We start from the raw sequence: 23492 nt of genomic DNA, 5'->3' as shown, positions 1-23492 counted from the left end.
ACGCATGAACGACCGCGCCGGCACCCCAGCGACCGCAGACGACCTCGTCGACCTGGACGAGCTCCTCGCCGCCTACCACGACCGAGTGCCCGACGTCTCGATCCCCGAGCAGAAGGTCGTGTTCGGCACGTCCGGACACCGCGGGTCGTCGCTCGACACCGCCTTCAACGACACCCACATCGCCGCCATCACGCAGGCGATCGTCGAGTACCGCCGCGAGCAGGGCACCGACGGCCCGCTCTTCATCGGCCGCGACACCCACGCGCTCTCCGCCCCCGCCGAGCAGACCGCTCTGCAGGTCCTGGCCGCCAACGGCGTGCGCGTGCTCGCCGACAGCGCGGACGGCTTCGTGCCGACGCCCGCGCTGAGCCACGCGATCATCCGCTACAACCGCGCCGGCAACCCGGACACGGCGGACGGCATCGTCATCACGCCGAGCCACAACCCGCCCCGCGACGGCGGCTTCAAGTACAACCCGCCGCACGGTGGCCCCGCGGACAGCGACGCCACGAGCTGGATCGCGAACCGGGCGAACGCGATCATCGAGGGCGGCAACGCCGAGGTGCAGCGCACCGAGGACGCCGAGCCCCAGCGCTACGACTTCCTCAACACGTACGTGGCCGACCTCGAGAACATCATCGACATCGCAGCGATCAAGCAGGCCGGCGTGAAGATCGGCGCCGACCCGCTCGGTGGCGCCTCGCTGCCGTACTGGAACGCCATCCGCGACCACTACGGCCTCGACCTGACCGTCGTGAACCCCGAGGTCGACCCCACGTGGGCGTTCATGACCCTCGACTGGGACGGCAAGATCCGGATGGACCCGTCGAGCCCCTCGGCGATGGCCTCGGTGCTCGCCCGCAAGGACGACTTCGACGTGCTCACCGGCAACGATGCCGACTCCGACCGGCACGGCATCGTCACGCCCGACGGCGGGCTGATGAACCCGAACCACTACCTCGCGGTCGCGATCGAGTACCTCTACGCGCACCGACCCGAGTGGCGCGACGACGCCGCGATCGGCAAGACGCTGGTGTCGTCGAGCATCATCGACCGCGTCGCCGAGTCCCTGGGCCGTCGCCTGTGGGAGGTCCCGGTCGGCTTCAAGTGGTTCGTCCCCGGCCTGATCGACGGCTCCGTGGCCTTCGGCGGCGAAGAGTCCGCAGGTGCGTCCTTCCTGCGCACCGACGGCACCGCGTGGACGACGGACAAGGACGGCATCATCCTGGCGCTCCTGGCGTCCGAGATCGTCGCCGTCACCGGCAAGACCCCGTCGCAGCTCTACGCCGAGCTGACCGAACGCTTCGGCGCCCCGGTCTACCAGCGCGTCGACGCCGCGGCCTCGAAGGAGCAGAAGGCCCGCCTCGGCAAGCTCGACGGCGACGCCATCACCGCGGACACCCTGGCCGGCGACCGGATCACCGCGAAGCTGTCGAAGGCCCCGGGCAACGACGCGGCCGTCGGCGGCGTGAAGGTCGTCACCGACAAGGCCTGGTTCGCCGCGCGGCCGTCGGGCACCGAGGACGTCTACAAGATCTACGCCGAGAGCTTCGTCGGGCAGGAGCACCTCGAGCAGGTGCAGCGCGAAGCCAAGGAGATCGTCGACGCGGCACTGGGCGCCTGACGCCCTCGTCGGTCGGGCTGCGGGACTCGGTTCCCGCAGCCCGACCGCCGGAACCGAACCGGGCCTCCAGGCCGTGCGCCGCAGGGGTGAACCGGGCGTACCGTGACTGCCGATCCACTCAGGAAGCGGTCTCGGTGTGACCGAGCACTTGCGGCAGTTGTAACTTTGCAGGCAGCGCAAAAATCGTTCTGCCAGCGCATCGGTACCCGGGAGACCCTGCTCATGACCCAGACGGCGACCGCACCCGCGGCCCCCACCACGGCGTCCAACGTCGTGATGACGCACCGACAGATCCTGTTGGTGATCTACGGCCTGATGGCCGGCATGTTCCTCGGCGCCCTCGACCAGACCATCGTCGGCACCGCGATCCGCACCATCGGCGACGACCTGCACGGCCTCGACCAGCAGGCCTGGGTCACCACCGGGTACCTCATCGCCTCGACGGTGACGACCCCGATCTACGGCAAGCTCTCCGACATCTTCGGTCGCCGGCCGCTCTTCATCACCGCGATCGGCATCTTCATCGTCGGCTCGTTCGCCGCGTCGTTCTCGGACTCGATGCTCATGCTCGCCGGGTTCCGCGCGCTGCAGGGCCTGGGTGCCGGTGGCCTGATGTCCCTGCCGCTGGCGATCATGGGCGACATGCTCGCCCCACGCGAGCGGGCGAAGTACCAGGGCTACTTCCTGGCGGTCTTCGGCATCTCGTCGGTCATCGGGCCGCTCGTCGGTGGTGTCTTCGCCGGCGCCGACCAGCTGCTGTTCATCGCCGGCTGGCGCTGGGTCTTCCTGATCAACGTGCCGATCGGCGTCATCGCGCTGTTCATGGTGCTGACGTTCCTGCACCTGCCGAAGTTCGGCAACCGCGGCAAGCCGCGCATCGACTGGTGGGGCGCGACGCTCGTCATCGTCACCCTCGTGCCACTGCTGCTCATCGCCGAGCAGGGCCGCGAGTGGGGCTGGGACTCCCCCGCCGCGTTCGCCTGCTACGCCATAGGTGCCCTCGGCCTGATCGCGTTCATCATCGTCGAGCGGGCCATGGGCGACGACGCGATCCTGCCGATGAAGCTGTTCGGGTCACGGGTCTTCTCGATGTCCGCGATCCTGTCGGTGCTGGTCGGCTTCGGCATGTTCGGCGCGATGCTGACGATCCCGCTCTACCTGCAGATCGTGAAGGGCGTGACCCCGACGGAGTCCGGGTTCGCGATGCTGCCGATGGTGCTCGGACTGATGATCTCGTCGATCGCCTCCGGCCAGATCATCTCGAAGACCGGCAACTACCAGGTGTTCCCCGTCACCGGCACCGCGTTCACGGCCGTCGGCTTCACCGTCCTGACGTTCCTGACCGCCGACCGGCCGCTCTGGTTCCTGATGCTCGGCATGTTCCTGATCGGCCTCGGGCTCGGGCAGCTCATGCAGACGCTGACCCTCGCCGCGCAGAACTCGGTCTCCCCCCGGGACATCGGTGTCGCCACGAGCGCCGCGACGTTCTTCCGCCAGATCGGCGGCACCATGGGCACCGCCGTCCTGCTCTCCGTGCTGTTCACCCTGATGCCGACCAACATCAGCGCCGCCATGCAGAACGAGTCGGACCTGAAGAGCGCGCTCAACGCCGCGATGACCCCCTCGGTCGCGAACGCCTCGAAGAACCAGGGCGTGATGGACGAGATCTGGACGAAGATCGTCGACCCGGTGCAGCAGAACGTGCAGGACGGCCTCGACCAGGGCGCCGCGCAGGCGAAGCAGGCAGCCGACGCCGCCGTGACGAAGCAGGTGACCGCAGCCGTGCAGCGGCAGGTCGCCGCGGGCACCGTCCCCGCAGCCGCCGCGGACACGATCATCGCCCAGCAGGTCGACGACGCGCAGCCCGCCGCCGAGCAGCAGGCGCTCGAGACCGCCGCCACGAAGGCGAACGCCTCGGTCGTCGACGGGAAGCTGCAGATCGACTACTCCGACCGGGCGCAGCGGGAGAACGTCGTCGACCAGGTCGCGCCGACGCTCGTCAAGCAGCTCAAGAGCGGCGACTCGGCCGCGAACTCCTCCACCGACTCGGCGACGAGCGACACGTCGTTCCTGAACGGGGCCGACCCCCGTCTCAGCCGTCCGTTCCTGGTCGGGTTCAGCGACTCGGCCGTCCGCGTGTACTACGTCGGACTCGCGGTGATCCTGCTCGCGTTCGTGCTGACGTGGTTCTTCCGGGTGCCGCCGCTCCGCAAGACCTCGGCGTTGCAGGAGCAGGCCGACGCGGCACGGACCGCCGACGCCGCGGCTGCTGCTCCGGGCGCCGGGCCGGAGCCGACGGTGCCGGGTGCGTCCTCGCGCGACGTGCCGACCTCACCGGACGTGACACCGCAGCCCCGGTCCGCTCGGGCGCCCGGAGCAGCCGGAGCACCCGACGGTGCGGACGACACCCGCGCGCCGCTGCCGAACGCCACGACGCACGGTGCCCACTCGGCGGCTGCGCCGGTCGACGAGCCCCCGACGACGACCGGTGCCATCCGGACCCGGGCTGCGCACGCGGCGACGGCCGTGGAGCCGGGCGCCCCCGGGGCCGCAGCCGATGCGGCGGAAGCGAGCCGGGCCTCCCGGCCGGACGCTGACGACGTGCACGCACACGGGCGGCACTCGGCCGAGTAGTCGGCGCGGGCGCCCGCCCGCTGATGCCGAACGACGAGGTCGCTGTCGCACGACGGCGACCTCGTCGCATCTGCGCGGATGCACCCGTCGCGGCCGCGAGAGCGACTCCGTCGCCTCAGACCGCCGGCGCCGCGTCCCCCGCCGCTGCCGCCGGTGCTCCGGCAACCTCGAACGAGGCCCCCGGCAACCGCTTCCGCATCACGTCGATCGCCGACGGGTTGTCGTCCACCAGCACGTACCGCCGCCCGAGCGCCTGTGCCACCGCACCCGTGGTCCCGCTGCCTGCGAAGAAGTCGAGGACCCAGTCGCCCTCGCGTGAGGACGCCTGCACGATCCGCCGCAGCACCCCCTCGGGCTTCTGCGTCGGGTAGCCGGTCTTCTCACGGCCCGTCGGCGAGACGATCGTGTGCCACCAGACGTCGGTGGGGAGCTTGCCGCGCTCGCGTTTCTCGGGCGTGACGAGCCCCGGTGCCATGTACGGCTCGCGGTCGACGGCCTCGGAGTCGAACCAGTACCGTGCCGGGTCCTTCACGTAGACCAGGATCGTGTCGTGCTTCGTGGGCCACCGCGTCTTGGACTTGGCGCCGAAGTCGTAGGCCCAGACGATCTCGTTCAGGAACGATTCGCGGCCGAAGAGCGCGTCGAGCAGCACCTTGGCGTAGTGCGACTCGCGGTAGTCGAGGTGCAGGTACAGCGTGCCGTCGGCGGCGAGCAGGCGCCAGGCCTCGATGAGGCGGGGTTCGAGGAACGACCAGTAGTCCTCGAACCGGTCGTCGAAGCGCATCAGGTCGCCGCGCACCCGTTCGTAGGTCCGGCCGTGGAACCCCATCACGGGGCCGTCGGCCTTCGGCACGGCGGACGTCGCGTGCCGGCGCTGGTACCGGCCGGTGTTGAACGGCGGGTCGAGGTACACCAGCGTGAAGGAGCCGTCCGGGTACGCGGGGACCACATCGAGGGCGTCGCCGAGGACGACGCGGTCCGGGCCTCGGTCGTCTCCCCTGCGCACGGACCCATTGTCGCGCACCGAGCAGGCACGCGGCGCGCGGCGCAGGCCTCCAGCACAGAGCGCACGCCCAGGCCGCGGCGTACGGTCGACTGCATGGCAGCAGCACCCGAGGTCCGCAACGACACCGACAAGCAGCAGTACTCCCTGGTCGAGGACGGCGAGGTCATCGGCTTCGCCGCGTACGAGATCGACGGGGACGAGATCCGCTTCGTGCACACCGAGGTCGATCCCGAGCACCGCGGCGGCGGGCACGCGTCGATCCTGGTGCAGCACGCGCTCGACGACGTGCGTTCCGGGTCGTCGCGACGTGTCGTCGCGCAGTGCAGCTACGTGCACGCGTGGATCGAGCGGCACCCGGACTACCAGGAGCTCACCACTCGCTGAGCGAGCAGCACGACGCGCAGAAGCTCAGTACGACCGGTCGTGCGTCCCCGCGCGTGCCTCGTGTCGCCCGGCGCTCCGCACCGTCGGCACCCGGATGAGCACGTTGCCGCTGAGCAGGTCGTGGTCATCGTCCGCCGGTGACGGTGCCTGTTTCGGCAGGCGCGCCTGCCGTTCGTACTCGGCTTGCGTCTCGTGCCGGGTCGGTGCGAACACCTCGTCCAGCATCCCGACCATGCCTCCGGATCCGCCGCTCCGCTGAGATTTGTTCGACAGGTCGATCCACCCCAAGCGATCGGCGATCCACACCACGACGGCCACAGCGGCCACCGCCCCCATGAAGATCAACCAGTTCACGGCAGCGACGCTACGTGGGCCGGGCGACGAGCGGATCAGCCGCGCGGGGGATTCCCATCATCCACACGTCTGGTTCATGAGATCGAGGCGCACACTCGAGGCAGCGGCGGCCGGGACGTCCCCCCTCAGCTCCGGCCGCCGCGTCACCGGACACATCGGCGTGCCATGATGACGCCGTGCTCGACGACGCAGACCGGGACCTCATGCGGGCGTTCGCCCGTTACATCGACCACGCGAACGAACTCGCGGGGACTGAGCAACGTGCGGTCCTGACGCCGATCGGCGAACGGGTCCGCGACCACCTGGGTGTCGATCCGCAGTCGATCCCGGTGGTCACCGAGGAACTCCCCGACCACCGCCTGGTCGACGCGGACATCGCGCTCGAAGCCCTCACCGGCGCGCGCCCGGATGCGCTGATCGGCATCGCGGGCGACGACTCCCGGTTCCACAGCTCCGTCAGCGAGTTCCTCGCGAACCAGCACATGCAGTGGGCACCGGGGCCGGTCAGCTACACCGACCGCGCCACCGGCCCGGACACCACGCGCCGAGTGGTGTCCCTGGGCCTCCGCATGCTCGTCTTCGACGGATCACCCGTGGCGGTCGTCCAGCGTGCGGCCAACCCGGAGTACGGCCGGGCACGTGCGACCCTCGAGGTCATCGCGGCCGACCAGGACGCCGCCGCGGCGTTCCTGCGGCGCCTCCGCGCACTCATGATCGAGCGCAGTGTCCTCCGCGGCCAGGTCCTGTCGTTCGTGCGCTCCGAGTACGGCGCCGACGCCGGCGCGACGTTCCTGCGGCGCCCCGACATCGCCGCCGACGACGTCGTGCTGGCCGACGGCGTCCTGGACGAGGTGGTCGACCACGTCGTCGGGATCGGCGACCAGCGCGAGGCGCTCCTCGCTGCCGGGCAGCACCTCAAGCGTGGTGTCCTGCTGTACGGCCCGCCCGGTACCGGCAAGACCCTGACGATCCGACACCTGCTCACCCGGACCGAGGGCGTGACGGCGGTCCTGCTCACCGGTTCGAGCATCGCGGCGATCGGGGCGGCGGCGGAGATCGCGCGGACCTTCCAACCGTCGATCGTCGTGCTCGAGGACATCGACCTGGTCGCGATGGAACGGCACGCGTCGCCGCAACCGCTCTTGTTCGAGGTGCTCGACGCGCTCGACGGCCTGGACGGGGATGCCGACGTCGCCTTCGTCATGACCACCAACCGCGTGTCCGTCCTCGAACGTGCCCTGGCCGACCGGCCCGGACGTGTCGACCTCGCCGTGGAGATCCCCCTGCCGGGTCTGCCCGAGCGCCGGCGGCTGTTCCGTCGGTACGCCGGCGCGCTGCCGTTCTCGGACGAGGCCCTGGCCGGTGCCGCCGAGCGCGCCGAGGGGACGACCGGCTCGTTCGCGAAGGAGCTCATGCGTCGGAGCGTCCTCGGCGCGGCCCTGCGCGGAGCCGAACCGGAGGACGGCGACCTGGTCGCCGCGCTCGACTCGCTCCTGACCGAACGGTCGGCACTCACCCGGAAGCTGCTCGGCGTCCGAGGCGAAGCGGACGACCACGAAGCGGACGACCACGACGCGGACGACGACGAGGCGGATGACGAAGCGGATGACGACGAGGCTGGCGATCCGGACGACGACGACGACGCAGGCTCCGCCGGCGCCGGCCGATGGGTGGCCTACGCCCCGCTCGCCCGCCACAGCTTCCGCCCGGGACCGGTCGACGGCCGAGTCGACCTCACACTGCGGTCCGACGACGAGGACGACGAGCGCTGAGGCTCACGGCACCCGCTCGAGCCACTCCTTCGTCGCGAACTTCGTCCGCACCAGCTCCTGCGCCCGCTCGCGCTCGGCCTCGGTCACGTGTCCCTCGGTCGCCCCGTACAGCCGGGTGAAGGTGCCGATCAACCGTTCGATGATCTCGGCGCGGGACAGCCCGGTCTGTGACCGCAGCGGGTCGACGCGCTTGGCGGCACTGGTGGTGCCCTTGTCGCTCATCTTCTCGCGCCCGATCCGCAGCACCTGCACCATCTTCTCGCCGTCCATGTCGTAGCTCATGGTGGCGTGGTGCAGCAGCGACCCGGTGCCGAGACGCTTCTGAGCGGCCCCGCCGATCTTGCCCTTGGTCGAGGTGATGTCGTTGAGGGGCTGGTAGTACGCCTCGATGCCGAGCGACTTGAGCGCCTCGATCACCCATTCGTCGAGGAACGCGTACGAGTCGGCGAAGGTCATGCCCTGCACCAGGTCGGACGGCACGTAGAGCGAGTACGAGATGACCGCACCGGCGTCCATGAACATCGCGCCGCCGCCGGAGATGCGTCGGACCACCTGCACGCCGTACTTCTCGGCGCCGGCCGGGTCGACCTCGTTCTTCAGCGACTGGAACGAGCCGATCACGACGGCCGGCTGGTCCCACTCCCAGATGCGCAGGGTCGGGCCACGGCGTCCGGCGCCGACCTCTTCCGTGAGCACCTGGTCGAGCGCGAGGTGCTCGTTCGGGCTGATCGGCCCCTCGTGCACGATCTGCCAGTCGTGGTCGCGCCAGGTCGAGGCCCGCGAGAGCGCACGGCGCACCGCGACACCGACGGACTCGGGCGTGAAGCCGAGCAGCACCGCATCGGTCGGCAGGGCCGCCCGCACGGCTGCGGCGATGCCCGCGGCGTCGGTGGTGACGGGGAGCCCGTCCACGGCCGCGTCGATGAGCGGCAGCGCGTCGTCGGGTTCCAGGAAGAAGTCACCCGCCAGGCGGAACTGCTGGATCGTGCCGTCGACGACCTCGAGGTCGACGACGACCAGCTTGCCTCCGGGGACCTTGTACTCACCGTGCATGCCGCAACCCTATTCCGGACGGCCGACGGCCCGGCAGTGGGCCTGCCTGGTGACGGCCTGGAGGCGCGTGGCGGCGCCGCCACGGGCCTCCAGTCCGTCGCCGGTCGCGTCGCAGGACCCGGCGAGCGCCGTCAGCGCGCCGTCACCCGGTCGAGCCACGCGACCAGGTCGCCGATGACCTCTGCGCGGTTCGTCTCGTTGTAGACCTCGTGGCGTGCGCCCTCGTACACCTGCACGGTCACGTCGGACAGTCGGCCGCGTCGGCGGTAGGCCTGCGCCAAGCGCTCGATCGAGCGCGGACCCCCGAGGGTGTCGTCGGAGCCGACCTGCAGCAGCATCGGCAGGTCGTGCGGGATCCCCCGCCGCGGCACCCCGAGCAGCCGGAGGGTGTCGGCGAGCCCGAACAGCCCGATGACGTCGGCCTCGACCGCCAGGGGGTCGAGCGCCATCGCGTCGATGACCTTCCGGTCGCGGGTGAGCCACTCGTACTTGGTGGGTCCCGACCCCGCGTGCCGTGCGTTGAGGTCGCCGCTGTTCATCCAGCCGGGCAGCCGGTAGGCGCTCGCGGACAGGACGACGCCGTCGTAGCGGTCCGACGAGGTGTTCACGATCCGCTGCGCCATGAGCGACCCCCACGAGTGCCCGAGCAGCACGAGCGGCAGCCCGGGTTCGTCGGCCCGCGCGACCGCGCTCATCTGCTCCACTGCGGCGATCGCCGCACGCAGGCCGCCGGGGCCGAGCCGACCGAGCTTGGCGTGGTCGCCGTCCCACTGGGTCAGGCCGGTGCGTCCGTGCCCGCGGTGGTCGTTCGCGTGCACGGTGTAGCCGGCGCGCACCAGGTCCTGCGCGAGCGGTTCGTACCGGAGCCCGTGCTCCCCGACCCCGTGCGCGATCTGCACGATCCCCTTCGGCCGCGCCGCACGCCAGGTCGAGTAGACGATCTCGACGCCGTGGGCGTCGGTGAACGAGGCGTCGCCGCGAGCGGCGGAGAAGGTGGGCACACTCGCATCCTTTCAGACACTGCCATCCTCGCAGACGCGCTGCGTCCCGGACCTGTTCACCCGGCGTTCACGCAGGGGGTTCGAGGTGTGGCCTAGCGTCCTGCGCATGGACGTCATCGTCATCGTCACGCTCGTGATCGTCGTGGCCCTCGTGTTCGACTTCACGAACGGCTTCCACGACACCGCGAACGCCATGGCCACCTCGGTCGCTACCGGCGCGCTCAAGCCCCGGACGGCGGTGATCATCTCCGCCGTGCTCAACGTGGTCGGCGCGTTCCTGTCCACCGAGGTCGCCAAGACCGTCTCGCAGGGGATCATCCGCGAGGGGCAGGACGGCATCCACATCTCCCCCACGATGATCTTCGCGGGGCTGGTCGGCGCGGTGCTCTGGAACCTGGCGACCTGGTACGTCGGGCTGCCGTCGTCCTCCACGCACGCGCTGTTCGGCGGCCTCATCGGTGCCTCGATCATCGGCGCCGGGCTCAACTCGATCAGCTGGGCGACGGTGGTGTCGAAGGTCGTGCTGCCGGCGCTCCTCTCCCCGCTCATCGCCGCGGTGATCGCCCTGGTCGCGACCTACCTGGCCTACGTGCTCACGAAGAACGCGACGACCCACGGTGCGGCGACCGGCTTCCGGCACGGGCAGACGATCTCGGCGTCGCTGGTGTCGCTCGCGCACGGCACGAACGACGCGCAGAAGACGATGGGCGTCATCACGCTGACGCTCATCGCCGCGAACTACCAGGCCGCGGGCACCGGTCCGGCGCTCTGGGTGATCCTGGCCTGCGGACTCGCGATCGGTCTCGGAACCTACATGGGCGGCTGGCGCATCATGCAGACCGTCGGCAAGAAGATCTCCGACGTGCAGTCGCCGCAGGGCTTCGCCGCCGAGACGAGTTCCGCCGCGACGATCCTCATCTCCTCGCACCTGGGCTTCGCGCTCTCGACGACCCACGTGACGAGCGGCGCGGTCGTCGGGTCGGGCCTCGGCAAGAAGCTCGCCGACGTGCACTGGTCGGTCGTCGGACGCATCGTCGCGGCTTGGGTCATCACGCTGCCCGCCGCCGCGGTGGTCGGGGCCCTCGCGACCTGGCTCGCGTCGACCTCGGCGTTCGGGCTGGTGCTCGTCGCGGTCCTCGCCCTGGCTGCTGGGCTCACCTTCTACGTGCTGGCGAAGCGCAAGCCGGTCTCGCACGAGGACATCACCGCCGACGCAGCCGGGCCGACCGAGCAGCCCGAGCCGCAGCCGACCGGCGCGGCGAACTGAGGGGAACGACGATGGACATCGACTTCACCGCGATCGGCACGGTCGCCGGCGTCGGCTTCGTGGCCGCCGTGGGCCTGGTGCTCGTGTACACGCTCGGCCTGCGGCTGCTCGGCACCGGGCAGCCGGACGACGCCGGCGGCGAGCGCACGCAGTACTCCGACGAGAGCCCCCGCTCCGGGCACACCCCGCCGGCGGCACTGGCCGGTGCCGTGCTGTGCTTCGCGCTGTGCATCGCCGCCGTGCTGGCGGGCATCTGGCTCACGATCCCCCAGTTCCACTGAGGACGTTCCTTCCCAGAACACCCGCGATGACTGGTGGAACCGGGCGTACCTGGTCAGAACTCCCGACCAGGTACGCCCGATCCGACCAGGGACGCCCGGAACTGCCCGCCCCGCCCAGCGCCCGCACCACCTGGGATGATCGAGCGGTGACCAGCCACCGCCTCGACGCCACGGTCGACTCCGCCGTCGACGTCTTCACCGCCGAACGCCAGCCGGTCCTGACCGTGGAACCGGGCGACACGGTGACCGTCCGTACCCTCAGCGCCGCGGGCTACACGGAACGTCAGCCGGGCCCGGGCCTCGACGCCCCGACCCTGATCGACCCGCGCCGGGGGCACTGCCTGGTCGGGCCGATCGCCGTCGCAGGAGCGCGTCCGGGGATGGTCCTGGCCGTGCGCTTCGACGAGCTGGTCCCCGACGACTGGGGGTACACGGCCTCGGGCGGGGTCGACTCCCCCGTCAACCGCACGCTCGGCCTGACCGACCCGGGGTCGCGCGGCCCGCTGCTCTGGGACATCGATGCCGCCGCTGGCGTCGCCGTGAACCAGCTCGGCCTCGGGGTTCGGACGGCACCGTTCCTCGGCGTCGTCGGGGTCCCGCCCGAGGCCACCGGCGAGCACTCGACGATCCCGCCCCGCACGGTCGGCGGCGGCAACGTCGACTGCCGTGAGCTGATCGCCGGCTCGACCCTGTACCTGCCCGTCACGGTGCCGGACGCTCTGCTCCAGGTCGGCGACGGGCACGCGGCCCAGGGCGACGGCGAGGTCTCCGGAACGGCGGTCGAGTGCGGCATGACGACGACGATGACCCTGACGCTCCTCGATGTTGCCCCGGTCGAGGGTGTGCACGCCGACACCCCCGCGGGACGCATCACCTTCGGCTTCGACGCCGACCTGAACGTCGCCACCGCCACGGCGCTCGACCACATGGTCGGCTGGATCGCCGGGCTGCACGGGATCGGCCGCGCCCAGGCGCTCGCGATGGCGAGCGTCGCGGTGAGCATGCGCATCACGCAGGTCGCGAACCGCACCTGGGGCGTGCACGCGCTGCTCCCGCACGACGCGATCCTGACGGACGCACGGCGCTGAAGGCCGGGTACGCCCGAGAACCAGTTCGTTCGCTGAACTAATGAGCTAGGCTAACGACCGATGACCGACGCCACCGACCTCCGCATCGCGGTGAACCGGCTGTCCCGCACGCTCCGTGCTCAGAAGGCCGACTCGAGCGTCACCGACGCGCAGTTCTCCGCCCTCGCCCGCCTGCACCGCGACGGCGCTATGACCCTGGCCGACCTCAGCCGGCAGGACGGCGTGACCCCACCTTCGATGACCAAGACCATCGCGGTGCTGGTCGACCGGGGGCTGGTGTCGAAGGACGGGCACGGCGACGACCGCCGCAAGGTGCTGCTCGGTGCGACGCCCGCCGGAGCGTCCTTCGTCGAGGAGACCCGACGTCGTCGCGACGGCTGGCTCACCCCGCGACTCGCAGCACTCACCGCCGACGAGCGGACCACCCTCGCCGACGCCACCGAGATCATGAGGAGGCTGGCCCAGCAGTGACCGCCATGTTCCGCTCCCTCGCCGGACGCAACTACCGCATCTGGTTCGCCGGGGCCCTGGTGTCGAACGTCGGCACCTGGATGCAACGCACCGCCCAGGACTGGATCGTGCTGACCCAGCTCTCCGACAACAACGCCGTCGCGGTGGGCATCACGATGGCCCTGCAGTTCGGCCCGCAGCTGCTGCTCCTGCCCCTCACCGGCCTCGCCGCCGACCGGTTCGATCGCCGGAAGATGCTCATGCTCACCCAGGGCCTGATGGGGCTGCTCGGGCTGGGGCTCGGCGTCATGGTGCTCACGCACACCGCCACCCTGCTCGCGCTGTACGGCTTCGCACTGGCCCTCGGCATCGTCGCCGCGTTCGACGCCCCGATCCGGCAGGCCTTCGTCTCCGACGTCGTGCAGGGCGAGGACGTCTCGAACGCCGTCGCCCTGAACTCCGCGTCGTTCAACGCCGCACGCCTGATCGGCCCCGCGGTCGCCGGTGTGCTCATCGCGGCGATCGGCTCCGGCTGGGTGTTCGTCATCAACGCCGGGTCGTTCCTGGCCGTCCTCGTCGCGCTCCGCTTCGTCGATCCCGCACAGCTCGCCGAACGGGTCCGAGCCGGCCGTGGGAAGGGACAGATCGTCGCCGGCTTCCGGTACGTCCGCACCCGGCCGGACATCGTCGTGGTGCTCTGCATGATCTTCGTCGTCGGCACGTTCGGCGTGAACTTCCCGATCTTCACCTCGACCATGGCGCGGGTCGAGTTCCACCAGGGCGCCGGCGAGTTCGGGCTGCTCAACTCGGTGATGGCTGTCGGCTCGGTGCTCGGCGCGCTGCTGTCCGCCCGCCGGGACAAGCCGCGGATGCGCACCCTCGTGCTCGCCGCCGGCGGGTTCGGGCTCGCGTGCACCGGTGCCGCCCTCGCACCGACGTACTGGACCTTCGCGATCGTGCTGATGTTCGTCGGGCTCGCGTCGCTGACCTTCATGACGACCGCGAACGCCCTGGTGCAGACCACGACGAAGCCCGCGATGCGCGGCCGCGTGATGGCCCTGTACATGGCGATCTTCGCGGGCGGCACCCCCATCGGCGCCCCGCTCGTCGGTGCCGTCGCCGACGCCTTCGGGCCCCGCTGGGCGATCGTGGTGGGCGCGGCATCGGGCTTCGTGGCGCTCGCGATCGCACTCGTGTGGCTCGTCCGGTACCAGCGGGTCCGGTTGCGCTACGACGCCGACTCGCGGCTGCACCTGGCGATCACGCACGCCGTGCCGGTGGTCGGCTCGCGTGCCGCGCTCCGCCGCGAGCTGGAACGCGACGAGACGCTCGCCGACCGCTCCAGCGCCGTCTGACGGACCGGCTGACGACCTGCGCGTCGGCCAGCGGTCCGCGACGCCACCGACCGTCGGACGGGAGGCCCGTGCCGGCGCCGCCACGGGCCTCCCGTCCGACGCGTCCCACGTCCACGGCCGCGGTCGCGGTCGCGACGCACTGACCGGCCCCGTTCCGTCGCGCGCGCCCGGTCGGGTCAGAGCACGGGCGCGGACGACGCGAACACGCGCTCGTCGAGTGCCGCGGCGACGCGGTCGGCCGCCGCCGCCAGGCGTTCCCCGACGTCCCCCGCCACGGCGAGCGCGGACTCCTCGGGGATCGCGTCGAGCAGCGCGCGGACCTCGTCGAACGCGGCGACCTCGTCCGCGACGCAGGACGGGGCGACGTCGGCCAGGCACTCGGCCGCGCGGTGCACCGTGAAGCGCAACGACCGCGGGCTGTGCACGTCGAGGAGCAGGAAGGCTGCGGCGTCGGACGGCACCGGCGCGTGGTCACGGCCGCGCAGGAACGCTTCGCCCGCACCGCACGCCCGGAGCGCCGCCGTCCACGAGGTGACTGAGTCCGGTTCGAGCAGCCGGGACGCCAGGAGCCGTGCCGTGGAGGCGCAGCGGGTCAGTGACCGACCGAGGGTGAAGAACTCCCACACCTCATCCCGGCTGGCATCCCCCTCGACGACCCCGATGGCCAGGGCACTGCGCTCCCGCACCCAGCCCAGGAACTCGTGCGCGCGGTCGGGGGCGATCTTCCGGGGCATCCGCGACCGCGTGACGTCGAGGCAGTCCCAGAGCTCGCTCGAGACGACCTCGCGGGCACGGCGTGCGTGGTCGCGGGCGACGGCGACGGCGGCGGCGATGGACGCGGGTTCGTGCCGGTCGAGTGCCAGGGCGTCGACGGTGGCGGCGCGGTCCGGGTCGTTCGCGGGGCCCGTGGTGCCGATGATGCTGCGGAGCTCGGTGGACACGAGCCGGTCGTCGTCGAGGGTGCCTGGTTCCCGGCGGGCGACGTAGACGTCGAGCAACCGTGCGACGACGTCGGTGCGCTCCACCGCGCTCCCCACGTGGAAGACGTTCCCCGCGAGGCGGCTCAGCACGGCTGCTCCTGCATGTCGAGAACCTAACGAGCCGGCGTTGCCGGGGTGTTACGGAACCGCGTCACGGGTGTTGCAGGTGTCCCCTCTCCGCGCTCGCTAGACAATCTAACTAGAGCGTCTAGCATTGGTGCATGACGTCCGAGGTGATGACCAGCACCGCGGGGTACTGGTACGAGGACTCCGCGGTCTCCGCCGTGGACGTCCTCAACGCCCTGCGGCGGTACCGGACGTCCGAGAGCGCAGCGCAGCGCCGTGCGCGTGAAGCACTCGGGATCGGCGAGAACGCGCTGCTGGCGATCCGGTTCCTGATCGACGCCGAGCACGACGGCCGCACGGTCAACGCGAAGGACCTCGCCGAGCGGCTCGAGATCACCGCGGCGTCGACGTCAGCGCTCGTCGACCGGCTCGTCCGCAGCGGTCACGTCGAACGGCACGCCGACCCGAACGACCGCCGCGGCGTGATCCTCACCGCCACCGGCAGCTCGATGCGGCACGCGCTGCGCGTCATCGAGGAGCTCGACGCCCGCGCGCTCGAGGTCACCGAGCACCTGCCGAGCAACGAGATGGCCGTCGTCGTGGACTTCCTCGACGAGATGGTCCGCGTCGTGGACGAGCTCGACGTCACGCCCGACCACTCCCGTCGCGCGTAGCCTGGACCGCATGGACCCTCGTGGCGAGCACCACCCCGAGGACGACATGCCGTTCGCCGAGCTCGACTCGCGCGCCCGTGCCGACGCCGCACTCCGGCGGATCCAGGCCGGCTCCGATCCGGCACGCGAAGCCTTCGACCTCGCCAACACCATGAACGACGAGGCCGTGGGGCGGATCACGAAACGTGTGCGGCAGTTGTTCCGGCGGGGTTGATCCTCGCCGGCTGACCGATCGGTCGTTCCACCTGCGCGCGTCTGTGCCTCAGAACGCGGTGCCGACCGCGGCGATGTCGTCACCCCCGTGCCCGGCCGCACTGGCGTCGGCGTACACGCGCCCGAGCGCCTCGAGCAGCGTCGTCGACACCCCTGCGGTCCGGGCGGCGTCGGTGATGAGTCCGATGTCCTTCCGCAGCCCGTCGAGAGCGAACTGCGCGGGGAACTCCCGAGCGATCATCGCGGCGCCCTTGGTGTGGGCGTAGGCGGAGTCGCTCGCGCTGCCCTCGATGGCCTGCAGGAAGAGCGCAGGGTCGAGGCCCAGGGCAGCCGCCAGGGCCAGGGACTGCCCGGTCGCCGCGGTGATCGAGGCGATCCAGGCGTTCGCGGCGAGCTTGAGCGCGGTGCCGTCGCCCACGTGGTCGCCAGCGCGGACGGTCTTCGCACCGATCGCGTCGAGCACGGGGTCGACACGGTCGAGCAGGTCCGCCGGGCCGGCCGCGAGCATCGTCAGCTTGCCCTGCTCGGCGGGGGCCTTCGTGCCGAGCATCATCGCCTCGACCAGGGTGATGCCGTACTTCTCCCCCAGCTGCACGACCGTCGCGGTGCCGTCGACCCCGATCGTCGAGGCCTGCACCCACACGGCGTCGGTCGGGGCCTCGCCGGCGGCCTGCTCGAGGACGTCGACGACGGCATCGGTGTCGAACAGGGTGAGCAGGACGACCTCGGCGTGCTCGACGGCACTGCCCGGGTCGGTCGCCACCGTCGCGCCGTGGGCACCGAGGGGTGCGGCCTTGTCGGCGCTCCGGTTCCAGACCGTGACCTCGTGACCCTCGCGCAACAGCGATCCCGCCACGCCGGCACCCATCGCACCCGTCCCCAACACCGTCACTCGCACGCGCGTCTCCGTCCTGGCGCGACACCGTGCCGCGACCGTCCCGACGCTACGCCCGACGCCGTCAGAGGAGCCCGCGAGCCTGCAGCCAGGCGGCGGGGTCGATGGGGATGCCGGCCACGATGACCTCGAAGTGCAGGTGGGCGCCGGTCGAGACACCCGTGTTGCCGACGGCCCCGAGGCGGTCCCCCGCGCCGAGGACCTGGCCGGGTCGGACGTCGATCGCCGACAGGTGCCCGTACCGTGTCGCCGTGCCGTCGGCGTGCTGCAGGAGGACCTGGTTGCCGTAGCCGCCGAGGGCCCCCGCGGAGACGACCCGGCCGGGCAGTGCGGCGACGACCGGGGTACCGATGGGCGCGGCGAAGTCGACACCCTGGTGGTTCGACGAGCAGGCCGCGCAACCGGCGACCCAGCGGGGGCCGAAGCCGCCCGCGTCCGGGACCGAACCGATCGTGGGACGGACGGCACCGCCGGTGGAGTCCGGTCCACCCGGCACCCGGAGCGCCGCGGCAGCACGGCCGACCGAGAAGTCGTCGCGGTCGGCCGCCGGACCAGCGGTGCCGTCGGCGACGAAGTGCTGCATGCCGACCACCGCCGACGTCGCTGCCGACGGGGCCGGAGCGGCGACGGCGATCTGCGGCGAGCCGACCGCCACGAACAAGCACGTGACGGCGGTCACCGCCCCGGCGGGCAGGGTCCGTCGGGCGCGGACCCGGATGGACACGAGGCTGCGAAGACGACGGGCAGGAGCAGCGGTCGGGGCGGGCTGGGTGTTCTGGGTTCTTCGGGTGTTCTGGGTTCTTCGGGTGTTCTGGGTTCTTCGGGTGGAAGCCGGGGTGACGGGAGGGGACACCGCCACCCCGGCGGCTCGGAGGGTGCCCCGGTGGGCACCGTGTCGTGCACGGCGCCGTGGGGACACCGTCGGTCGGGCTGCGGCGCGACGCTCGGCACCGCGGGGACGACCGGGCAGGCCGTCGTCGAGGGTCGTCATCGCGCGGGGGCCGCCCCGGTCAGACGCGGACGACGCCGTCGCGGGCGATGCGGTCCAGCTCGCACACGACGGCGTCGACGACCGCACGGGTGATCGCGTCGGCGACGGTCTCGACCAGGACGAGGTGCTCAGGGCGGATCGTGACCTCGGTCACCAGGGCCGACGCCACCCGCACCGGGATCTCGTCGATCGCGGCGACGAGTGCCGCCGGGACCAGGGTGGAGTCACCCGGACGGACGGGCGCGGACAACGGCGAGGTCGGCACCGGGGTCACGACGGCGCGCGCCGGTACAGGAGTGGTGGGCGGAACGTCGGCCTGATCGCGACGCTGGGCGATGGAGTCGAAGAGCGGGGTGGAGGACATGCTGCGGACGGTCCGATCTGTTCTCGTGGCTGGTCGTTCTCGGGCGACCGGCGATGGGGACGTGCCGAGCGGCACGCCCCCATTCAACCATCGATATTTCAGATGTGCAATAGTGACCGGACAGTCGAAGCGCTCAGTCGGGATCGACGGCGGCCGCGGTCGGGTCGTCGGGCTGGAGTGCTCGTCGGACCCGCTCGACGATCGTCGCGGGCGGGTTGTTGTAGGCGTTCGCCGGTTCCTGGCCACTGAGCTCCTGGATCGCCGCCATCACCGCATCGGTCGCATGACGCCGGGCACGACCGGACGATGCCTCGCCGAAGGACGACAGGTCGATCGGTCGGCCGAACTCGATCGTCACCCGGGCGAGCTTCGGCAACCGTGACCCGACCGGCTGCACGTCCTCGGTGCCACGCAGCGCGACCGGCACCACAGGGGCACCGCTCGTCAACGCCAGCCACGCGACCCCCGTGCGGCCCTTGTAGATCCGGCCGTCGAGCGACCGCGTGCCCTCGGGGTAGATCGCGAACGCCTCGCCCTCCTGCAGCCGTGCGAGGCCGAGGTCGAGAGCCTGCTGGGCCGCCGCGCCCGCACCGCGCTCCACCCCGATGGCGCCGATGCCGCCGAAGAACGCCCGGGACACCGCTCCCTTGAGGCCGGTCCCCGTGAAGTACTCCTGCTTCGCCAGGAACGACACCTTGCGCGGCGCCATCAACGTGATCGCCGGCGAATCGATGAAGGAGCGGTGGTTGCTCGCCAGGATCACCGCACCGCGCTTCGGGACGTTCCGACGACCGATGATCTTCGGGCGCCACAGCATCCGGGCGAGCGGGGTCACGACCGCACGGCTGAGCACGGTGGCGAACTTCGTCGAACCGGACACCGGACCTCCTCGTGGTGACGAGCTACCGAGTGTAATGAGGCGCACGGCAGGCACATGCCCGGAACGGCATGCAGTGGCGGAAGGGGCTCAGTCGGCCGCGGCGACGACGTCGAGGACCGCGCGCCCGTACCGTTCGAGCTTCGCCGCACCGACCCCGGAGATCTCGCCGAGCTGATCGATGTCGGCCGGACGAACGGCGGAGATGCCCCGGAGCGTCGCGTCGTTGAACACCACGTACGCTGGGACGCCCTGCTCGCGGGCCTGGGCTGCGCGCCAGGCACGCAGGGCCTCGAACAGGCCGACGGCTTCCTGCGGCATGTCGGTGACGACCGTCCGTCGGCTGCTGCGGCCGGCCCGCGGCGCCTTGACCGGGTCGCGACGCATGCGCACCTGCACCTTGCCGGTCAGGACGTCGGCGCTGGTGGGGCTGAGGACGACCGTGCCGAAGCCGTCGCCCGACACCGCGGCGTAGCCCTGGGCCAGCACCTGCCGTGCGACGGCACGCCACTCGCCCTCGGACAGGTCGGCACCGATGCCGAAGGTCGCCAGCGTGTCGTGTTGGAGTTCCTGCACGCGGGGCGACCGCTTGCCGATCAGGATGTCGACGAGGTGCGAGACGCCGTACCGCTGGCGGCGCTCACGCTCGAGCCGCACCACGGTGGACAGCAGCTTCTGCGCGGGGACGGTGCCGTCCCACGACTCCGGCGGCGCGATGCACGTGTCGCAGTTGCCGCACGCCGTGCTCTCCTGCCCGAAGTACGCGAGCAGCCGCACCCGGCGGCACTCGATCGTCTCGCACAGGCTGAGCATGGCGTCGAGGTGGGCGCTGAGCTGCCGGCGGTGTGCGGCGTCGCCCTCGGACTGGTCGATCATCCGCCGCTGCTGCACGACGTCGTTCAGGCCGTACGCGAGCCACGCGGTGGCCGGCAGCCCGTCACGACCCGCACGGCCGGTCTCCTGGTAGTAGCCCTCGACCGACTTCGGCAGGTCGAGGTGCGCCACGAACCGGACGTCGGGCTTGTCGATGCCCATGCCGAACGCGATCGTCGCCACCATGACGACGCCGTCCTCGCGCAGGAACGTCGACTGGTTGCGGGCGCGCACCCGGGCGTCGAGGCCCGCGTGGTAGGGCAGGGCGTTGATACCCTGCTCGGCCAGGGCGGTCGCGGTGCGCTCCACCGAGTTGCGGGACAGGCAGTACACGATGCCGGCGTCGCCGCTGTGCTCCGTGCGGATGAAGGTGAGCAGCTGCTGCAGCGCGCCGGTCTTCGGTTCGATGCGGTACTGGATGTTCGGCCGGTCGAAGTCGGCGACGAAGTGTGCCGCGTCGTCGAGGCCGAGCCGTGCGGAGATCTCGCGGTGGGTCTGCGGCGTCGCGGTGGCGGTCAGGGCGATGCGCGGCACCGTCGGCCACCGCTCGTGCAGGACGCTCAGCTCGAGGTAGTCCGGGCGGAAGTCGTGCCCCCACTGGGCGACGCAGTGTGCTTCGTCGATGGCGAACAGCGAGACGCGCGCGCGGTCGAGGAGCGCACGGGTGGACTCGAGCCGGAGCCGCTCGGGCGCCAGATAGAGCATGTCGACCTCGCCCTGCACCACGGCACGCTCGACCCGGGACCGTTCGTCGGGGCCCTGCGTGGAGTTGAGGAACGCGGCCCGGACGCCGTTGGCCGCCAGGGCGTCGACCTGGTCCTGCATCAGGGCGATCAGCGGCGACACCACGACCCCGACGCCGTCGCGGACGAGCGATGGCACCTGGTAGCAGAGGGACTTGCCACCACCGGTCGGCATGAGCACCAGGGCGTCACCACCGGTCACCACCTGGTCGATGATGGCGGCCTGCTCGCCGCGGAAGTCGTCGTAGCCCCACACACGGTGCAGCACGTCGAGCGCGGCGGCACGGGGTGCGGAACCGGCAGCGGGAGCAGGCACGGCAGCGGGCGCGGGCGTGGTGCTCATGCCACGAGCCTACGGGCGACCGGCGACAGCCACCGCACTGTCCACAGCACCGTCCGTGCCGGACTCGCCACGGTGGTCGGTACCGGCCACGTCGTCGGCGCGGGCCGGCGTGGTCGCCCAGCCCGTGCCTCCAGGCCGGGTCCAGCGGACGCCGCCCGCCCAGGCCGGGGCCACACCGCGGAACCGGGGCGCCTGCCGCCCGGCGAACCGGCGGTCCAGTCCACGCCACCACGCCAGGAACTCGACCATGGCCCAGAACGCGAGCGACGTGACGAGCGTGGTGAGCGTGCCCTGCCAGGTGCCGTTCGCGTCGGACGAGGTCAGGTCGATCCCCGACCAGCCTGGCGCCTGCAGCACGAAGATCATGATGTTGTTGCAGGCGTGCTGCAGGACCGTGGCCTCGAGCCCGCCGGTCCGCAGGACGATGATCGCCGCGATCAGGCCGAACGAGCCGACGTCGAGGATGCCCCAGACGTTGTAGCCGTTCGGGATGTGCAGCAGCGCGAACACGGCTGTCGAGACCGCCACGGCGATGACCGTGCCGACACGACGCGGGATCCACGACGCGATCGTCTGCATGAGGAAGCCGCGGAAGATGTACTCCTCGGCGGCGCCCTGGAACGGGACGAGCAGGACGACGAGCACGATCGTCAGGGTGAGGGTGCCGAGCGAGACCGTCGACTGCCCGATGGCGTCGTGGTTCCAGGCGAAGCCGCCGTCGGTCGTGATCATCCCGCCGTCCCAGAACAGACCGGTCTGCAGGACGAACATCGCCGCGGCGATGACGAGCGTCGGCAGCAGGCACCACGCCGTCCAGGCCCACCGGACCCGGAACCGGGTCGACGACAGGATGCCGGCCGGTCCGATCCGCGCGATCTTCACCGCGAGCAGGATGCCCGGCAGCAGGACCACGAGCGAGACGAGCGACAGGGACAGGATCAGCGGGTCGGTGGGGTCGAGCGCGCCACCGGCCAGGTCGTCCTGCAGGTCGATCAGGGCCTGCGGCCCCTGCGTCGCGCCGATCGGGACGAAGTACGCGACCGCGATGACGATCTGCGACACGACGTACCACCCCACCAGGAACGCGAGGGCGACGAGTGGCCGCCACCACCTCCACCGTCCGTCGATCCGGGGCAGGCGCTGGTAGGGAACACTCACGTCCCGCAGGCTACCGGGCCAGGCAGGATGGGAACCGTGCTCACTGTCCTGTTCGGCCTGTCCGGCGCGGTCGTCTACGGGTTCGCCGACTTCCTGGGCGGACTCGCCTCGCGCCGGGTCCGCCCGGTCGTCGTCACGGCGGTGGCCGCCGCGATCGGGATCCTCCCGCTGCTCGTCGGGCTGGTCGTCGTCGGAGGCGTGTTCTCGTGGCCGGCCGTGGCCTGGGGTGCGGTCGCGGGGCTCTCCGGCGGCGTCGGCGTGCTCCTGCTGTACGCGGCACTCGCGATCGGGCCGATGAGCGTGCTCTCCCCCGTCACCGCCGTCTTCGCGGCCGTCGTGCCGGTGCTCGTCGCGGTGCTGCGCGGCACGGTGCTGGCGCCCGTGGCCACCGGCGCGCTCGTGGTCGCGGTCGTCGCGGTGGTCCTGGTCGCGGTGGTGCGGGACGCCTCGGGCGCGCGGCTGACCGCCCGCGGGGTGGTCGCCGCCGCCGTCGCCGGGTGCGGCTTCGGCGGGATCGTGCTGGCCTACGACATGACGCCGTCCGACTCGGGCGTCGCACCCCTCGTGGTCGCGCGGGTGCTGCAGGCAGTGCTGCTGGGTGCGGCGGCGATCATCGTCGTGCTCCGGACGGTCGTCGTGCCGCCGCCGGGAGGCCCGGTGCCCGCTCCGACGTCGGCCCGCCCCGACGGGGCTGCCGCGGCCCCCGGGCGTAGACCGGGTCGCGCATGGGGTCCACGGCTGCTCGTCACCGTGGCCGCCTGCGGCGTCTTCGACGCGATGGCGAACGTGTTCATCCAAGCCGGGCTGCACAGCAGCGACGACCCGGCGACCCTGCCCGTCGTGAGCGTGCTGAACGCGCTCTACCCGATCGGCACGGTGGTGCTGGCCGGGGTCGTACTGCGGGAGCGGTTGACCGCGCAGCAGTGGATCGGCATCGTGCTGGCGTTCGTCGCGTCGGTGGCGCTGGCGCTGGCGTAGCGCGCGGGTCGCGGCGGGGCCGGGCGCTACGCCAGCGCCAGCGCCACCGACGCGACGAACGCCAGCAC

At 71.6% G+C, this 23492-nt stretch carries 23 protein-coding genes; 12 read left to right on the top strand and 11 right to left on the bottom strand.

Going from position 1 to position 23492, the window contains the following annotated elements:
* The first annotated feature begins 4 nt into the window (after positions 1-4).
* Positions 5-1624 carry a phosphoglucomutase (alpha-D-glucose-1,6-bisphosphate-dependent) gene (gene pgm, locus BOSE127_RS12295; protein WP_159557402.1) on the top strand — a complete coding sequence of 540 codons (1620 nt, stop codon included), beginning with the start codon at positions 5-7 and terminating at the stop codon, positions 1622-1624.
* Positions 1625-1846: 222 nt separating this feature from the next.
* Positions 1847-4258: an MDR family MFS transporter gene (locus tag BOSE127_RS12290; RefSeq protein WP_159557400.1), complete on the top strand. Its 2412-nt coding sequence runs from the start codon at positions 1847-1849 to the stop codon at positions 4256-4258.
* A 115-nt stretch (positions 4259-4373) separates the two neighbouring features.
* Here BOSE127_RS12290 and BOSE127_RS12285 read toward each other — a convergent pair whose 3' ends face one another.
* On the bottom strand, positions 4374-5264 hold the full coding sequence (locus BOSE127_RS12285) for a DNA-methyltransferase (protein WP_031259284.1): 891 nt from the start codon (positions 5262-5264) through the stop codon (positions 4374-4376).
* 93 nt (positions 5265-5357) lie between these two features.
* Between BOSE127_RS12285 and BOSE127_RS12280 the strand changes: the two genes are divergently transcribed.
* A complete protein-coding gene (locus BOSE127_RS12280) occupies positions 5358-5648 on the top strand; it encodes a GNAT family N-acetyltransferase (protein ID WP_017886185.1) in 291 nt (96 codons plus the stop codon).
* Between the two features lie 24 nt (positions 5649-5672).
* Here the strand turns inward: BOSE127_RS12280 and BOSE127_RS12275 are convergent, their stop codons facing one another.
* On the bottom strand, positions 5673-6002 hold the full coding sequence (locus BOSE127_RS12275; protein ID WP_017886186.1) for a hypothetical protein: 330 nt from the start codon (positions 6000-6002) through the stop codon (positions 5673-5675).
* A gap of 176 nt (positions 6003-6178) precedes the next feature.
* Here BOSE127_RS12275 and BOSE127_RS12270 point away from each other — a divergent pair, with 176 nt between their 5' ends.
* Entirely contained in the window at positions 6179-7774 is a 1596-nt protein-coding gene (locus BOSE127_RS12270; protein ID WP_017886187.1) for an AAA family ATPase, read from the top strand.
* A gap of 3 nt (positions 7775-7777) precedes the next feature.
* Here the strand turns inward: BOSE127_RS12270 and BOSE127_RS12265 are convergent, their stop codons facing one another.
* The gene (locus BOSE127_RS12265) at positions 7778-8827 is read right to left on the bottom strand and encodes a lipoate--protein ligase family protein (protein ID WP_159557398.1); all 1050 of its coding nucleotides are present in this window, start codon (positions 8825-8827) and stop codon (positions 7778-7780) included.
* Positions 8828-8958: 131 nt separating this feature from the next.
* On the bottom strand, positions 8959-9828 hold the full coding sequence (locus tag BOSE127_RS12260) for an alpha/beta hydrolase (protein ID WP_159557396.1): 870 nt from the start codon (positions 9826-9828) through the stop codon (positions 8959-8961).
* A 106-nt stretch (positions 9829-9934) separates the two neighbouring features.
* Between BOSE127_RS12260 and BOSE127_RS12255 the strand changes: the two genes are divergently transcribed.
* From BOSE127_RS12255 to BOSE127_RS12235, 5 genes are all read left to right on the top strand, one after another.
* Positions 9935-11095 (top strand): inorganic phosphate transporter, encoded by a 1161-nt coding sequence (locus tag BOSE127_RS12255; RefSeq protein WP_056069266.1) that lies wholly within the window; start codon positions 9935-9937, stop codon positions 11093-11095.
* Between the two features lie 11 nt (positions 11096-11106).
* Positions 11107-11376, top strand: coding sequence for a hypothetical protein (locus BOSE127_RS12250; RefSeq protein WP_017886192.1), 270 nt, complete (start codon positions 11107-11109; stop codon positions 11374-11376).
* A gap of 146 nt (positions 11377-11522) precedes the next feature.
* A complete protein-coding gene (locus BOSE127_RS12245) occupies positions 11523-12464 on the top strand; it encodes an acetamidase/formamidase family protein (RefSeq protein WP_159557394.1) in 942 nt (313 codons plus the stop codon).
* Between the two features lie 60 nt (positions 12465-12524).
* Complete coding sequence (locus BOSE127_RS12240; protein WP_159557392.1) at positions 12525-12935, top strand: MarR family winged helix-turn-helix transcriptional regulator; 411 nt, start codon at positions 12525-12527, stop codon at positions 12933-12935.
* Positions 12932-14269: an MFS transporter gene (locus BOSE127_RS12235; RefSeq protein WP_017886195.1), complete on the top strand. Its 1338-nt coding sequence runs from the start codon at positions 12932-12934 to the stop codon at positions 14267-14269. Before BOSE127_RS12240 ends, BOSE127_RS12235 begins: the two co-directional genes overlap by 4 nt.
* Before the next feature lie 176 nt (positions 14270-14445).
* Here BOSE127_RS12235 and BOSE127_RS12230 read toward each other — a convergent pair whose 3' ends face one another.
* Positions 14446-15339, bottom strand: coding sequence for an alpha-E domain-containing protein (locus tag BOSE127_RS12230; RefSeq protein ID WP_052481681.1), 894 nt, complete (start codon positions 15337-15339; stop codon positions 14446-14448).
* A 131-nt stretch (positions 15340-15470) separates the two neighbouring features.
* Here BOSE127_RS12230 and BOSE127_RS12225 point away from each other — a divergent pair, with 131 nt between their 5' ends.
* Positions 15471-15989, top strand: a complete 519-nt coding sequence (locus BOSE127_RS12225) for a MarR family winged helix-turn-helix transcriptional regulator (RefSeq protein ID WP_159557390.1) — start codon at positions 15471-15473, stop codon at positions 15987-15989.
* 10 nt (positions 15990-15999) lie between these two features.
* On the top strand, positions 16000-16203 hold the full coding sequence (locus BOSE127_RS12220) for a hypothetical protein (protein ID WP_159557388.1): 204 nt from the start codon (positions 16000-16002) through the stop codon (positions 16201-16203).
* 48 nt (positions 16204-16251) lie between these two features.
* Here BOSE127_RS12220 and BOSE127_RS12215 read toward each other — a convergent pair whose 3' ends face one another.
* From BOSE127_RS12215 to BOSE127_RS12190, 6 genes are all read right to left on the bottom strand, one after another.
* Positions 16252-17088, bottom strand: coding sequence for an NAD(P)-dependent oxidoreductase (locus tag BOSE127_RS12215; RefSeq protein ID WP_056069767.1), 837 nt, complete (start codon positions 17086-17088; stop codon positions 16252-16254).
* A 73-nt stretch (positions 17089-17161) separates the two neighbouring features.
* The gene (locus tag BOSE127_RS12210; protein WP_052481682.1) at positions 17162-17821 is read right to left on the bottom strand and encodes a M23 family metallopeptidase; all 660 of its coding nucleotides are present in this window, start codon (positions 17819-17821) and stop codon (positions 17162-17164) included.
* Between the two features lie 286 nt (positions 17822-18107).
* Positions 18108-18452: a hypothetical protein gene (locus tag BOSE127_RS12205; protein WP_159557386.1), complete on the bottom strand. Its 345-nt coding sequence runs from the start codon at positions 18450-18452 to the stop codon at positions 18108-18110.
* A gap of 133 nt (positions 18453-18585) precedes the next feature.
* Positions 18586-19332 (bottom strand): lysophospholipid acyltransferase family protein, encoded by a 747-nt coding sequence (locus tag BOSE127_RS12200; protein WP_017886202.1) that lies wholly within the window; start codon positions 19330-19332, stop codon positions 18586-18588.
* A gap of 87 nt (positions 19333-19419) precedes the next feature.
* Positions 19420-21288: a DNA helicase RecQ gene (gene recQ / locus BOSE127_RS12195; RefSeq protein WP_159557384.1), complete on the bottom strand. Its 1869-nt coding sequence runs from the start codon at positions 21286-21288 to the stop codon at positions 19420-19422.
* A gap of 9 nt (positions 21289-21297) precedes the next feature.
* Positions 21298-22446 (bottom strand): CPBP family intramembrane glutamic endopeptidase, encoded by a 1149-nt coding sequence (locus tag BOSE127_RS12190; RefSeq protein WP_159557382.1) that lies wholly within the window; start codon positions 22444-22446, stop codon positions 21298-21300.
* Positions 22447-22482: 36 nt separating this feature from the next.
* On the opposite strand from BOSE127_RS12190, the gene BOSE127_RS12185 reads away from it, so the two are divergent.
* Positions 22483-23424: an EamA family transporter gene (locus BOSE127_RS12185; protein ID WP_159557380.1), complete on the top strand. Its 942-nt coding sequence runs from the start codon at positions 22483-22485 to the stop codon at positions 23422-23424.
* Positions 23425-23492 lie beyond the last annotated feature (68 nt).

It is taken from the genome of Curtobacterium sp. 8I-2 (genome assembly GCF_902506155.1).
Classification (GTDB): domain Bacteria; phylum Actinomycetota; class Actinomycetes; order Actinomycetales; family Microbacteriaceae; genus Curtobacterium; species Curtobacterium poinsettiae.
Note: the sequence above shows the minus strand (reverse complement) of the source record. Positions and strands in the feature narration are given on the sequence as shown.